Origin of the sequence: Aeribacillus composti, from assembly GCF_031760945.1 — a bacterium.
Taxonomy (GTDB): Bacteria; Bacillota; Bacilli; order Bacillales; family Aeribacillaceae; genus Aeribacillus; species Aeribacillus composti.
Window position 1 is genome coordinate 1,030,796 of the sequence record NZ_CP134501.1, and the last position, 15,241, is coordinate 1,046,036.

The following is a 15,241-nucleotide window of genomic DNA, read 5'->3' on the forward strand; positions in this document are numbered from 1 at the left end:
AAAAATTTGAAAGGCTCGTCTTGTTTTAAAACAAGACGAGCCTTCTTTTCGTAAAGGTGAAAATAGATTGCAAAGACATTTTTTTAGCCTTGATGAAGAAATTTCACGCAAACCGGATCAGGCACGGAAATTTCTGATGGCAAGCGTGTCAATTTGCCGGTTTCAGGATCGCGTTCAAATAAGACGGCGTTGCTTGATTCTTGGTTTGTGGCGATCACAAATCTTTCTGTCGGATCGAGGACAAAGTCTCTTGGCCAATGGCCGCCGGTGCTTGTCCATTCAACAAATTCAAGCTTGCCCCCATCATTTTCTACCTTGAAAACAGCAATGCTGTCATGGCCGCGGTTAGCAGCATAAACGAACTTGCCGTCGGAAGAAATGTGAATGGCGCTGCCTTGGCTGTTTTCTGCGAAATCTTCCGGAATTGCTGGGATGTATTGCAGCTCTTGAAAGCTTCCTTCATCTGCATTATAAGAAAGAACGATCACTTCATTGCTTAATTCCGTCATCACGTAAGCGAATTTTCCGTTTGGATGAAAGACGATATGGCGAGGGCCGCTTCCAGGTTTAACAGAAAGGCTGCTCACCTTCTTTAAAACACCTTGATCACAAGAGTAGGTAATAATTTGGTCAATTCCTAAATCAACAGCTACAACATACTTTTCATCTGGTGTAAACCCCGAATAGTGAGCGTGCGGTTTTTCTTGCCTTTCAAGATTAGGGCCTGAACCTGTATGTTCTGCAACGCTTGCCGCTGGATTTGCGCTTTTGTCTTCATTCAGCAAGTAAGCCTCGATCGTTCCGCGATGGTAATTAGCGGTGACGACGAAATGGTTTGCTTTGTTGACGCTGACGTGGCACGGAGAAGGTCCTTCCGTCACTTGCTGGTTGATGCTTTGCAGATCGCCTGTTTGTTCGTCAATGGAAAAAACAGCAAGCCCCCCTGAATTTCCGTCTTTAACAACCGAATATAAATTTTGATTGTCTTTGGAAATCGCGACATATGTCGGATTGTCAAGCTCTGCTGCTACTTTAGCTTCACTAAGCTCTTTTTTCTCAGTGTCCAATGTAAATTTGTAAATGCCTTTGCTTTCACCTTTCGTATATGTACCGATATAACCGATGAATGGATTTGCCACGAAACATGCTCCTTTCAAATATACTTTTCTAGAATTATATCATGGAAATTCTCCTATTTTTCTATTTTAAACTGAACGAAAATTAGACAAAAATTTACAAATAATTAAAATCAACTAAATATTTCGATATTACAATAATTGAGGTTAGAAAATTTTAGGGAGGAGTTTTATTTGAGAAAAAGAAAGAGACGCTCTATGCTGGCTGGAGCTTCCGCTGTTTTGCTTGTTCTTGTTTCCGTGTTAACACCGATACATACGTATGCAACAGCAACAGTTGCAGGAGACGCCGAGCAGCAGATGGAGGAACAAACGAAATCAACGGATAAACCAAATCAAGAACAACCGCTTCATCAAAATGACAGCGAGCCAAATGTTGAAGAAAACAACTCTCAGCAAAACGAAGTTCAACAGGACAAAAGTGATGAAAGACAGCCTGATGCAGCAAATGAAGAAGTGAAAGAACCTGCAAAAGGAGGGGATCATCCATCTTCTCCGGTTAATGAAAGTGAACAAAAGCAGCAAAAACCAGAACAGCAAGATACTGATACAGTTCCCGAAACTTCAAAACAAGAACCAGAAGCAAATTCACAAACTACCCCCCAACTTGAACAGCAAGCTGTAACACTGCCACTGGAAATTGTTCATCAGCCACCGGCAGTCATTCAAAAAGGCCGGCCGCTTAAAATTGATGCGGAAGGAAAAGACCTTGCAGAGTTGACATTGTTTTATCGTACAGCTCCGGGTATGCTTGTGAAAAGCATGAAAATGGAGAAAATAAATGATACAACCTTTACGGCAACTGTACCAGAAAGCGACTTATGGTCTTATACTTTTTCTTATTGGTTTGAAGGGAAAAATGAGACAGAAACAACAAGACTTCCAATAAATTCTTCTGAAACATTTTCAGTAGCTATTCAACAAGATGCGGAACCGGATTATCAAAAAGTTCCGAAAATCTTAATCACCGAACTGGCTCCAGACACGTCAAATGTCGGAAGTGCTGACGGATATGAATTTATTGAGCTTTACAACAATACCAACAAGCCGATTGAATTGCGAAATTATGAACTTCATTATCAATATCCGGGTACAGCAAAAGCCGATCAAGTTTTTCAATTTTCGGACAATCAAGTAATAGCTCCGCAAAAAACTTTCATTCTCTGGGTGAAAAATAGTTCTAATCAATCTTTAAGATTGGAAGATTTTAATCAATTTTACGGAACGGATTTGAAAGAAAGCGAAGTCCAAGCCTTGCCATTTGAAGGAATGGCTAACAGCGGCATCCGGGCATTAGCTGTTTATTCAAAGGATGGTTCATTAGTATCTGCAGCAGCATATAATGATGGAGCTGATGATGTTGAAAGAGATAAAGGAATCATTTATCAATTTACGGAAGAGACGAAAATGAAAAAAATTGGCTTAAGTGAAAAAGCTAATCCAGGTGCATTCATCGAAGGGCAAGTGCCGAAGACACCTGTCGCCATTGAAGAGCCTGATGACAAAGAAGCTCCTGTCATTACACATCAGCCAATAGCAGAATGGGAAAGCGAGGAGCCATTAATTGTAAAAGCTACAGTCACTGATAATAAAAAAGTCCGTTATGTCACATTATTTTATAAATTGACGGAAAATGGAGCATACAAATCCCTTCAAATGACTGAAAACGGAAATCAAAATGAATATAGGGCGGCGATTCCCAGTGCGGACATGTGGGGAAGCGAACTCCTATATTACATAGAGGCATCAGATGGAACAAACACGGTCAAAACAGAGGAACACCATGTTCAACTCAAAACTCCCAATATTGATTATCAAAAAGTCCCAAAACTTCTCATTACTGAAGTAGTTCCGGACAGCGCCAACATAAATGGGTTGGACGGTTATGAATTTATTGAAATTTATAATAATACTAATCAGACTATTGATTTTAAAGACTACAAAATCCGTTATCGATATCCGCAGGAAGGTGCAGAATCCGATCTTATTTGGGGATCTCCTAATGAGGATCAATCACTGCAAATTCCTTCAGGTGGGACGCTTGTATTTTGGATCATCAATCAAGGGAATGCATCGTTGGCTGTTGAAGATTTTAATAAACATTATGGTGTTTCGTTAGAAGAGAACAAAAACATTGTGAAAATTTATAATAACGGAATGGCCAACAGTGGTGCGAGATCATTAGTAATTGCCACAAACAGCGGAAAAGAAATTTCCGTTGCTCATTATAATGATCAGGTAAATATTGATGATACTAAAGAGGACAAAGGGATTTTGTACAAATATCCTGCGGATGGAAGCAATATAATGCAAAAAATTAGTGCCGGCGTTGAAGCGGCTACACCCGGATCGGTAAAAGACGGACAAACTCCGAAAGTGAAAGTAACTGTTCCAGCCGATTCAATGGCGCCAACTATTGAAAATTTAACAAATACTGAAAAAGCTATGGAAACGGATAATATTTTCATCAAAGCGGAAGTAAAAGATAATATCGAAGTCAAAACCGTTTCTTTATACTACCGGACAAAAATACAAGAACCATTTAAAAAAGTGAATTTAGAAGAAAGCTATAATTCGAGATTATATGAATATACGATTTATTCGCCTGAATTAATTGGGAAAAATGTAGTAGAGTATTATTTTGTCGCTGGCGATGGAGTGAATATCAAGGAGTCTCCTAAGTTTACCGTTCAAATTGGAAATGCAAATAAGAAGCAGGGATTGCGGTTAAATGTAGAAAATGGACAAATTGTTTCAAAAGAAACCGTAGTGAAGGCAACAGGCGATCTTACACCTGAGAAGGTTTCCTTATATATTGATGGAGCAAAACAAACAAATACTTTCCGCACGATTGAATCAGACGTTTATTTTGCCTTTGATGTTCGTAAAACGAATCTTTATTTTCAAAACGGTGTGACGATAGGAAATGACATTTTGAGAATATTTGATGACACCATTAATCAATATACAACAATTACGGTTCCGATTTCGTCGGAAAGACTGAAAATCGGTGAAGATTTATCAATTGCGATTAGGGCAGGCACAAAGGTTAGTCCATTTGATGAAACATCTGAAGAAAATCGAGATGATTTTTATGTAAAAAATGTGCGATTAGTTTTATCTGACGGCACAGCTCTATACAGCAGCGAGTATCAAGAACCCGAACAGGAGATTTCCGTCGGCGACAGTGCCGGATTAAGCCCGGTTGTCGAATTTACGTTCAATATTCCGGATGAAAAATTTACTTCCCTCGGTTACTTATGGAACAGCGAAAATGAAGAAGATGGCGAGCATGAAGTGAAAGCAGTTGACCAAAAGGGGAATGAAGTGAAATCGACAGTTATTGTCGATAACACAATGCCAATCATTAAACCAACTATTGAGGAAGGAAAAAAATATAAAGGACCTTTTGTTATTGATGCTGAAATTCAAGATAAATGGAGTAAAATTAGATCGATCACTGCCAAATTAGATGATCAATATATCGATCTTCCATTTGCAGCTTCGTCAGCACAGCTTCAATCAGGCAAACATCAACTTGTCATTACAGCTATTGATGAGGCAGGCAATGAAGGCAAAAGCGAAGTCACTTTCTATACAGTGGACGAACATCCGCTCTTACCTGATTTTTCCGAAACAGATGAGGATGCTTTAAGTGCTAAATTGTCCGTAAGGGTGGCGGATCCGACAATGGACGATCTTGATGTATCTTTCTTTCAAGCTTTTCAGTATAAAGCATCAGATGAAGAACATGTAGATATTTTGCAAAATGCATCTGATACAGAACCGCCTGCTGGATTTCAAGTTGAAGGCGAAAAAGTTCTTTCGAAAGATGAACGCAGGAAGTTGGAAAACGCAGATGGCGAGGCGCTTGCAACAACATCAACTGAGCAGTTTCCGTATCATCGCTTCAACGTTACCGTTGATCAAAAAGTTGATGAAAATGATGAAATAGAACTTATTTGGAACGGTTCTTCATTGCCGGGACGAAAAGTGACGATGTATGCCTGGAACAATATGGAAAATAAATGGAAGGAAGTTGCTTCACAAACTGCCGGTGAAGAAAGATTTCAATTGAAAGGGAGCGTAATTGCGAAAGACTATGTGAAAAACCAAAAGGTGAGCGTGATCGTTCAAGACCAAATCGCGCAAACTATAGATTATGATTATACGTTTGTATGGATGAGCGATACGCAATATTATTCGGAAAGCTATCCACACATTTATCAAAAGCAAGTCGAATGGATTCGAGATCAAAAAGATAATCTCAATATTCAGTATGTATTTCATACAGGTGATCTAGTCGATGAAGCAGATGATCACAATCAATGGGCAGTGGCCGATCAAGCTATGAAAGTGCTAGATGATGCAGGAATCAGATATGGAGTTCTAGCCGGCAATCATGATGTTGGCCATAAAGACGGAAGCTATGACAATTATTATCAATATTTCGGCGAGAATCGGTTTGCAGGTCGTGACTATTATGGAGGTTCTTATAAAAATAACCGCGGTCATTATGATTTAATTTCGGCGAACGGTAATGATTATATTATGGTGTATATGGGCTGGGGCGTTTCGGATGAAGATTTGGACTGGGTGAATTCGGTGCTTGAAAAGTATCCCGATCGGAAAGCAATTTTAGCATTCCATGAATATTTACTAGTCAGCGGAAACCGCAGCCCGATTGGAAATCAAATTTTTGAAAAAGTTGTTAAACCAAATAAAAATGTGATGGCGGTATTATGCGGACATTATCATGACAGCGAGACATTAGTCGATGAGATTGATGATAACGGAGATGGAGCGCCTGACCGAAAAGTATATCAAATACTTGCTGATTATCAAGGCGGTCCTGAGGGCGGCCAGGGCTATATCCGTTTGCTGCATTTCAATACAGATACGAATCAAATTTATGTAAAAACATATTCGCCTTATTTAGACGACTACAACTTTTACGATCCGGAACAGTATCCAGGAAAAGATGAATTTATCATTGAAACCGATTTACAACCGCAAGAGAAAAAAGTAGCAACAGATTCTTTTGTTGTCAACGTCTATACCGACAGCTTGATCGGCAAAGTCGAAAACGTTCCGAGCGGCGAAGTGGCCTCTGTCATGTGGCATGATTTAGAGCCAAACCAAGTGTATTATTGGTACACGGAAGCGGAAGATCAATTTGGCGGTAAAACGCGCTCATCGATTTGGTCTTTCCAAACGAAAGAAGGTGAAATTGTTCCAAATCCGGCTGATCCGGGAGAAGGCGGAAATGATCCGGAAAAAGACAACAGGGATAAAGGTGGTCAAGGCGATAAAACACCTTCCGAAGGTGGCAGCAAAGACAATAAAACACCTTCCGAAAGCGGCGGCCAAGAAAAAGATCAAGATCATTCGGGTAACGAAGATCATCCTGAAAACGAAAATCATAATGGAAACAACGGTAGCGGATCAGGCGGCACAAATAATCCTTCTGGTACGGATGGAACTACGGATGGAACGAAATTTGAACAGGTGAGTGAGAATCAAGCTTCGGCATCACTTCCGGATACAGCAACGTACGTGTATCGCTGGCTGCTGATAGGCATGCTGCTGATAGCAATGGGAATGATGCTGAAGATTCGTCAGCGCAAAGCTATTTACAAATAAAATATGCAAGCCCCCAAAACACATGTGCTTTGGGGGTTTCTTGGTGCGCCCGACATGGGTGTAATCTATAGGGTGAAAGTCCCGAGCTCTGAAGGCAGAAGCAGCATTTAGCTTAACGCAAGGGGTGTCCGTGGTGACACGGATTCTGATGGAAGCGGGCGGCAAACTTTGGGTCTCTTGCCTGAATAGTCAGCCGTCCTATGATTTTTTCCATTAAAAAATGACCATTTGAAAACTTCTTCTATATCTATTATGAAAAAACAATTTCTATAAAGTTTGTAAATGATCGGAAATTAAAATTGACAAAAAGAAAAAAGTATTGGTAAAATTACCAATGAATTGGAAAATTATATATAATATTCAAAAGAATGAAAGTGAAGTTTATAGTTTACAAAGAAAATAGATTTTTCCATTATTCATCGGGATAAGCAGTGGTTTTAGCACAAGTATCTTTATACAAAATAAAAGAACTATTTTCAGTTATTGTTGATCCCTAGACAGTGCATTTACGTGAAGAAAAAAGGATAGAAAACATGATCCCGTTTTCTCTCTTTCGATCTATCATAATTGAATGTTTCCAATCAACTGCAAAGCGGGGAATATAGAATGCTGTCATTATATATTCAACACAAGAGACACGGTGATGAATTTGAGCTGAAAAATATAGAAGTGACCATCATGCCTTCTCAAATCACATTATTATTAGGTCATAATGGGGCGGGGAAAACAACCATTATTAAATCACTCTTTGGATTAATGGATTATGTCGGTACTTTATCCGTAAATAACAAAAAGATTGATTTGAATGTTTCTGAAGATGTGGATTATTTGAAGAAAAATGTTTCCTATATTTCAGATGAGATTGCTCTTTTCGATTATTTGACGCCGAAAGAATACTTCTCTTTAATCGAAAACTCATTTAAACATCAGGTAGACCATCAGTTATTAGAAAAGCTTATAAAAATTTTTGAACTTGAAAGGTATCTGCATATACCGATAAGCAATTTATCTCATGGCAATAAGAAAAAAACACAAATTGTTTCACAGCTTTTTAAAGGAAGTGAATTTGTCATCTTTGACGAGCCGACGAACGGGCTGGATCCCGATATGGTCATTATCTTGCGGAAAACTCTTCATTTTTTAAAAACAAAAGGCATCGGGATTTTATTGTCCACCCATCACCTTAGTTTTGGGGAAGAATTGTACGACAAGGTTATTTTGCTTCGAAACGGAAAAGTAAAATTAAATTGTACGCGGGATCAAGTATTTGAGCAGTTTGGCAGAATGTCTTTGGAAGAAATATATGAAGAGGCAAACAAGGATTATTACTTGAAAGCAGAGGAGATTTTAAATGCCCCCGATGTTCGAGATAATAGCGAGGATCGAGATTCCGAAACAGGTTAAAAAAGCAAAAAATATCTTTTTGAACTACCCGACTCATTTATTGGCAGTTGTTTTAGGAGCGATTCTCCTTTATGTCGTATATGCCTTAATTTTATTTCAATATTTGGATTTCATTCCATTGAATAAGACAGACGCTTTTGATTCAATTTTGGTGTTCAGCATCTTATTGGCGTGTTTCCTTATGATATTTTCCAGAGAAAAGTTAAAAAGAAAGGAGTATGCCTTTTTCTTTTTAAACACTTCTATTAATGCGGGTCAATTTGTTGCGGGAAGCTATTTTTTGTTATATGTCTTTTTTAACATCTTCATTTTTTTCGCATTTTTGCCTTTGCTCATTTCTTTTTATATAAAACATATTCAAATACATATCTTTCATATTTTTCTAGTTCTTCTTTTGTTGTTTATTATTTTTTGGTTCATCCTGTTTATTTGGATTTTATCCTCTTTGATTGTCGGAAAATGGCTGGGCAGACATAAAGATGGACTTTATTTCAAATCATTATTATTTATGTCCATCATATGGGGGCTGCATTTTGTTTCTAAACATATGGCGGAGCGTATAGGAAATTTCGGCTTTCTGTTGTGGATCGGTTGTTTGGTCGCTCTTTTAATATTATGGATAGGGATAAAAAATTTATCGGGAAGGTATTTATTTGGTTTATTTCAGCAAAGCCATACAGGTAATTATCCTAAAAAAATAAAAAGCAAGGAATTTAAGCTTAATCATTACGTTATTCATTTTGTATTGGAAGCAATCTATTATTTTCGAAATCGACTTTTTGCGGAAATGGCTCTTATGTTCTCGATTCTCTATGCTCTCACCATAGGGGTTTATATTTTCTCGGATGCAATGACCTTTGCCATTGTATATTCATTTATTATGAATTTAGGTTTAAAAGAACTTATGATTGTTTTGCCTTTATGTATTGGGATGCATTTTAGGCAATATAATCTTTCCATATTTATGATCAATGCACCGGCTTCCGTCTATTTTTTTCCGAGAATATTCATGGCAATAGCAGTAAATTTTATGATTTATTTTTTATTTGTAGTTTTAAATTGTTTTATATTAAATCAAGATTTTCTTCCGCAATTAACCGGAATTTTTTCTATTTTTTTCGTTACAATGCTCTCAACCTTTGCCGGATTTATAGCGAGAATTCATGACGGGAATAAGGCTGTAGCGTTAATTATAATCCTTGTCATTGTGGCAATCATTGATTCTTTTTTACATTATTTCATTTCGCAAAGTTATTATATTGATTTTATATATGTTGCAGGCGGGATTTTTCTATACTTGATTTCTCAAAATATTTTTTTAAGAAGGCCTGTTTTCAAATGATAAAAGTGCTATTAGCAGTCTGGCCTCCAATTTTTCATGAGACGGGATATATCGCAATGAATTATAAAGAGGGGATGAAAAATATTGGACTTCGGCAAATAATCAATTTGAAGTATTTTTATGTAATATATTTCAATTCTGAAATAAATTTGTGCATTTGCTCCAATGGCAGTGTCGATAGTGTGAATAAATATGACTGACAGCTTTTTTGTGAAGATGTTATTTTTAACATCGTTATGTAATTTGCTCTTTTTGTCCTCAAATGGCCTGATGAAAAAAATTGTAAAAGCAATAGAAGAAATGAGGAAGATGTTATGACAACTTTCTTTAGAGCGCTTATGGGCGGAATCAGTTTAGTTTTTCTGTACGCTTTAATAGTTCTAATAACTCCTTTTATTATTCGGTTATCCGGCATCACCCACATTGAATCAAGTCCGAAGATTCTGAACCTTCCCTTATATGTCATCAAAATAGAGGGAAGTAAATTTGTAGCGGAAGCGACCTGGTTAGGCTTAATTCTTTCACTTGTAGCAGGCACGGCTTTTTATTACTTGGTTCATTTCTTTACAAGAAACAGATCCCGTTAATTCATTGAAGGAGCCGCTGAAGAGAGGGGCTTGTAAAAAATTTTGCTTATTTTTCACGACATACCGTCAAGCAAAATATTGAATGCCACGAAATTTTCTTCTTTACTTTGGATTTGAAAGCGATTGATGCAGTCTGTAGAATTTTCCAGAAATTAATAATCCAGTGGAATTCATTTATCAGCATCTGACAGGAGCGAACATGTATCGATGACTTTTGTTTAGCGTATTGATCTGGCCATGTGGATATTGCTCTCAGATATGCCAAGAGCTATTTACAAATAGAAAAGCCCCAAAGTATTGGATTTTGGGGCCTTTTTGCAGATTAACCATTTACGATCGTGCCGCCGTTTACGTGGAGAATTTGCCCTGTCATATAAGTAGAATCGTCACTTGCTAAATATACATAAGCAGGCGCAACTTCCATCGGCTGTCCGGGCCGCTTCATCGCTGTGTTGGAGCCAAAAGAAGCTACTTTTGTACGATCAAAAGTAGAAGGGATGAGCGGTGTCCAAATGGGTCCTGGCGCTACACCGTTGACTCGAATGCCTTTAGGGGCCAATGATAAAGCAAGAGAACGGGTAAATGACGCAATGGCGCCTTTTGTTGCCGAATAATCAATGAGCTGTTCATTTCCATGATAGGCTGTAACAGATGTCGTATTTATGATCGTGCTGCCTGTCTTCATATGGGGAAGAACAGCCTTTGTCATGAAAAAGAACGAAAAAATATTGGTCCGAAACGTTCGTTCAAGCTGTTCTGCTGTAATAAATTCAATTCCTTGCTGCGGATGCTGCTCGGCTGCGTTGTTTACTAAAATATCCACTTTTCCAAATTGATCTTTTGCTCCCTTCACCGCTTGCTGGCAAAATGCTTCGTCGCCGAGATCGCCGGCTATTAAATGACATTTGCGCCCGAGCTGTTCAACATATCCTTTTGTTTCCTTTGCATCTTCATGCTCATTTAAGTAAATGATGGCCACATCGGCACCTTCTTTGGCAAACAGCACCGCAACCGCCCTCCCGATGCCGCTGTCGCCGCCGGTAATGACCGCTGTCTTTCCTGCAAGCTTTCCGCTGCCTTGATAAGAAGGATCATCAAAGATTGGTCTTGGATTCATAAACGATTCAATCCCCGGCTGCACATTTTGCTGTTGAGGCGGAAGTGTATTTGGCTGATTTTGCTGCTGAACCATAAAAACCTCCTCCTAAAACAAGTAAGTATACAGTTAGTATGGGAAGTTGGCGGGATAATAAACAAAAATTGATTAACGGTATATTTTAGAAAAGAATGATTTTTCAAAAAACTATTGATACTACAATCTGTTTTATGGTTATATTTAGGTGAAGTAACAGTATTTGGTTATAAAATAAAATGGAAAATATTTGATATGACATTTGGAAAAAGCGAACCGTTAATAACAGAATGGCTTTTGGGTGATGAAATGTTAATAATAAAGTGGCTTAAATGGAAATTAATGATAAGATGGAGAAATAAAATCGGAGAATATAAAACTGATTCCTGATAAATATTTAGAAGGAAAGACATTATTTTGATTGAGTATCTTAAAAGATAAACTTATTTTTTCGATGAATCTCATCATTTTAAATATTCTTTTTCAACTAATATCGCGAGATTATATCGAATAAAGATCATCGCAAATGGATTCAAAAAGGAACATTTTACCGCTTAATAAGCCCATTTGACGGGGACGGAAATGTGACGGCATGTATGGTTGTTTCAAAAGATCAAAAAGAAGAGCTTGTAGGTTACTACCAAGTGCTGGAAAAACCAAATCACGGATATTCACGCATTCTGTTAAAAGGGTTAAATGGCGATTTTTGAATATGAAATAAAAGGAGTCGAAAACACATTTTTTGGCGATGAACTGATGAACGTCGGCATTCAGCTGACGAACAATATCTTTGATGCCCGCTTCGGGGTCAATGAATCGGGCGATTTTTCTTCAAAACTCTTTAAGCTCAAAGCAAAAGAATGGTAGAAACCGGGGCGCCTGCCTCGGTTTTTTCATCAGAGCCTCAAATACTTCCCCTTACACCCAGAAGGAGTGATGGATTTTTCCCGCAGGCTGGGGCATGGATCGGGGAGGAGTCAAATTGCCCAAAGTGCACAAAATCCGGGCAATTTGCAAAATGCGAACGGTATTTACGGATTTTAGGTTGAAGTCATGAGTTTTGCTAATTGGCAGCGATTGTTGCTTCGCCTTGTGGATGATCATGTAAGTGAATGATTTTGTTGCATACTGTGTCAAAATCATTGCTATGGTCTATAATGATAAAAATGGAATTTGATGAGCCGCTTTCAATTAATTTCTTTATCTTTTCTTTACCGCTAAAATCCATATGAGAAATTGCTTCATCAAACATAATGATGTTTGCCCCTTTTAAAAGGGCTCTGGCAATAGCAATTCTTTGAATTTGGCCTCCTGATAAATTTTTTCCGTTTTCCCCAACTAATGTATTTTCTTTATCAGGCAATTTTTCTATAATATCATCTAAACCAGTCGTTCTCAGCACTTCCATATAAGTATTCGAATCAACGTTTTCTACACCATATTTAATATTGTTTTCAATTGTATCGTTAAATAAATATATTTTTTGCGATACGATGCCAATGTTTTTCCGAAGCGATTTTTTATCTATGTCATCAATCGGTATTCCATTTATAAGAACTTGTCCTTTTCCTTTTTGCACATTATATAATCCCATTAATATTCTAAGTATTGTTGTTTTGCCGGTTCCATTTTTCCCCTTTATTAAAAGCTTATCAGCAGGGGCTAGCGAAAAACTTACATTATTCAAGATATATGGCTGGTCTTCTTTATACCTAAAAGATACACCTTTAAACTCAATGCTCTTAATATCATTTATTTTGACTTTATTCTGTTCCTCGTCCTCTCCTATTTGTTCAATAAATATATGGAGCCTTTTTAAACTTACTAATGCCGGCTGGATCGTTAGAACAGTAGCCGATATATTTTGAATTGGCGAATACAGTCTGGGAAGGTAGTTCATAAATACCATATACCCGCCTATTGTCATACTATTTATTATGACATCTTTTCCACCCATAACGATTAATAAAACAGAGGACAGTGAACCAACCAAAACAATTAATTCCATACCAATTGAATAAAAGATTGATTGTTTAATATTGGCATCCACTAGATCTTTAGCTGCTGAATTGATTTTTTCTGTTTCCTTATCCTCTACCGAGAGATTTTTGACTTCTTCGATACCCTGTACTGACTGCTGTATTTTGTTGTTTAAAACGGCACTTTTTTCAGCTGTTTCAGTAGATATATGAAATATTGAAGACAAGAATTTGTTTGAAATGATGTAATATGCCGGCATTAGCAGACATAAAATTAATGTTAATTTGAAATTGATTGCTGCCAGAATAATAAGGGTAGCAAACAGTTCAAGAAAACTCAGCAAAATTTTAAATGTGTTGGCAGAAAACAATCCCCCTATATTATTTACCTCATTTAATCTTGATGTAATATATCCGCTGGGGTAAAAATTGAAAAACTCCATAGGCAGTTTCAGCAGTCTTGTTGATATATTTTGCCGAAGCTTCAACACTATATTCTGGCTTACTTTTGTAAAAACTACATTGGAAAAATAGTTGAGCATACTCTTAATTACATATATTAATGCAAGTATTGCACTGAATAAAAGAACATAGTGATAATCTTTTTTTGCTATTCCAAAATCAAAAATATTCTTAATGATTAATCCTGGAAGTACAGTGATTGCAGAAAGAACAACTAATAAAAGAAAAGCTATAGACAAGCTCTTTTTAAATTCTTTTAAATAGCTAAACAATAATTTTACGCTGTTGTTCATATATATCGCCCCGGTTTAGTTAGTAGAGGTAACCGTTGATTTTTCTATTTTATTGCAATAGACCATTCCATCAATCCTTTTGGATTTAAAATAATCTAGCGCACGGCAATCAAAGCAAAATAAATTTCTCTCACAATTTGAACAATGTTGAATTTTCGTTTTAGACATCTCCCAAAAAATTTTGTATTCTTTTCTGTGGAAAGCTTCCCAAAGTTTCTCTTTTTTTAAATCTCCCAACTCATAATCCCTTATCATCATGCAAGGATAAATTTTGCCGTCAGAGGAAATAAAGATTTGGCCGTATAAACAGTTGTTATATTTTTTTAAATAGGGAACTGAATTCAAATTGATAGGAATTTCTCTATTTTCAGGGTTCATCATTTCAGCTATTCTGCTAATAGAGTAATATTTATTTGTAGGATATATATAGATATTTTGGTAATTTCTCTTTCCAAATTTTGATTGAATCTCTTCAAAAGAAGAATCATCTAAAGAAGAGACTATTATTGAAACAGTATGAGGTATTTTGTGTGTATCAATTATTCTAAAAGTTTCCTGAATACGTTCAAAAGAGCCGTCAACTTGGGTGATTTTTTCATATTGTTTATTTTTGGAACTGAAAATTTGCAAAGCTAATGAAACATTTTGATCTTTTAAGAACAGGCCAATATCGTTATTTATTAAAGTGCCATTTGTAAAAATGGTAACGTTGATTTTGTGTTTAAAAAGATAATTTAGCAGTTCTTTTAATAAATGCCATTTTAAAAATGGTTCTCCTCCTGTTATAAAGCATTCCTGTATCCCTAGTTTTATGCTTTGATCAATTATATCCTTCCACTCATTGAAATTCATCTCTTCTTTGGCCGGCCATTTTTTACATCCGCATGATCTGTAGATTACATTTTCTTCGGTACAAAATAAACACTTTAAATTACACGTCCCGGTTAACTCAATTACCAATCGATTTAGTCTAAAAGGGATTAATTTATCGTATTTTAATGTAGCAATTCTACTTGTTTTTATTTTTTCCAAGTATACACCATCACGATAATAAGCACCTAAATCATGTTCCAATAAATAATCTATTAATTTATCAGGAATGTTTTCTTTATCCTGTTCGTTATTATTTAATGATTCTATAGCTTCGGCATCAGTTTTATTAAATTGAAATTTCTTTCCGCTTATTAAGTGATAAAGTACCGCCCCTTCATTTCCCTTCAAAAATATGACTTCCGGATGAAGTTTAAAGTTCATACGTTTCCT

At 36.7% G+C, this 15,241-nt stretch carries 9 protein-coding genes; 5 read left to right on the top strand and 4 right to left on the bottom strand.

The window, feature by feature from the left end; translation table 11 throughout:
- Window positions 1–83 precede the first annotated feature (83 nt).
- Window positions 84–1,139: a lactonase family protein gene (locus RI196_RS05240; protein WP_066251560.1), complete on the bottom strand. Its 1,056-nt coding sequence runs from the start codon at window positions 1,137–1,139 to the stop codon at window positions 84–86.
- Between the two features lie 171 nt (window positions 1,140–1,310).
- Between RI196_RS05240 and RI196_RS05245 the strand changes: the two genes are divergently transcribed.
- The 3 genes from RI196_RS05245 (at window position 1,311) to RI196_RS05255 (ending at window position 9,525) form a co-directional block, all read left to right on the top strand.
- Window positions 1,311–6,779: a lamin tail domain-containing metallophosphoesterase family protein gene (locus RI196_RS05245; RefSeq protein ID WP_311067027.1), complete on the top strand. Its 5,469-nt coding sequence runs from the start codon at window positions 1,311–1,313 to the stop codon at window positions 6,777–6,779.
- A 606-nt stretch (window positions 6,780–7,385) separates the two neighbouring features.
- A complete protein-coding gene (locus RI196_RS05250) occupies window positions 7,386–8,183 on the top strand; it encodes an ATP-binding cassette domain-containing protein (protein WP_066248413.1) in 798 nt (265 codons plus the stop codon).
- Window positions 8,131–9,525 (top strand): hypothetical protein, encoded by a 1,395-nt coding sequence (locus tag RI196_RS05255; protein WP_311067028.1) that lies wholly within the window; start codon window positions 8,131–8,133, stop codon window positions 9,523–9,525. Before RI196_RS05250 ends, RI196_RS05255 begins: the two co-directional genes overlap by 53 nt.
- A gap of 909 nt (window positions 9,526–10,434) precedes the next feature.
- Here the strand turns inward: RI196_RS05255 and RI196_RS05260 are convergent.
- A complete protein-coding gene (locus RI196_RS05260; protein ID WP_066248403.1) occupies window positions 10,435–11,304 on the bottom strand; it encodes an SDR family oxidoreductase in 870 nt (289 codons plus the stop codon).
- Between the two features lie 524 nt (window positions 11,305–11,828).
- On the opposite strand from RI196_RS05260, the gene RI196_RS05265 reads away from it, so the two are divergent.
- Window positions 11,829–11,954, top strand: coding sequence for a GH36 C-terminal domain-containing protein (locus tag RI196_RS05265; protein WP_311067029.1), 126 nt, complete (start codon window positions 11,829–11,831; stop codon window positions 11,952–11,954).
- Window positions 11,941–12,111 (top strand): GH36 C-terminal domain-containing protein, encoded by a 171-nt coding sequence (locus RI196_RS05270; protein WP_199757321.1) that lies wholly within the window; start codon window positions 11,941–11,943, stop codon window positions 12,109–12,111. Before RI196_RS05265 ends, RI196_RS05270 begins: the two co-directional genes overlap by 14 nt.
- 196 nt (window positions 12,112–12,307) lie before the next feature.
- Here the strand turns inward: RI196_RS05270 and RI196_RS05275 are convergent, their stop codons facing one another.
- The gene (locus RI196_RS05275) at window positions 12,308–13,978 is read right to left on the bottom strand and encodes an ABC transporter ATP-binding protein (RefSeq protein ID WP_311067030.1); all 1,671 of its coding nucleotides are present in this window, start codon (window positions 13,976–13,978) and stop codon (window positions 12,308–12,310) included.
- Between the two features lie 15 nt (window positions 13,979–13,993).
- Window positions 13,994–15,232 (bottom strand): radical SAM/SPASM domain-containing protein, encoded by a 1,239-nt coding sequence (locus RI196_RS05280; RefSeq protein WP_066248394.1) that lies wholly within the window; start codon window positions 15,230–15,232, stop codon window positions 13,994–13,996.
- Window positions 15,233–15,241 lie beyond the last annotated feature (9 nt).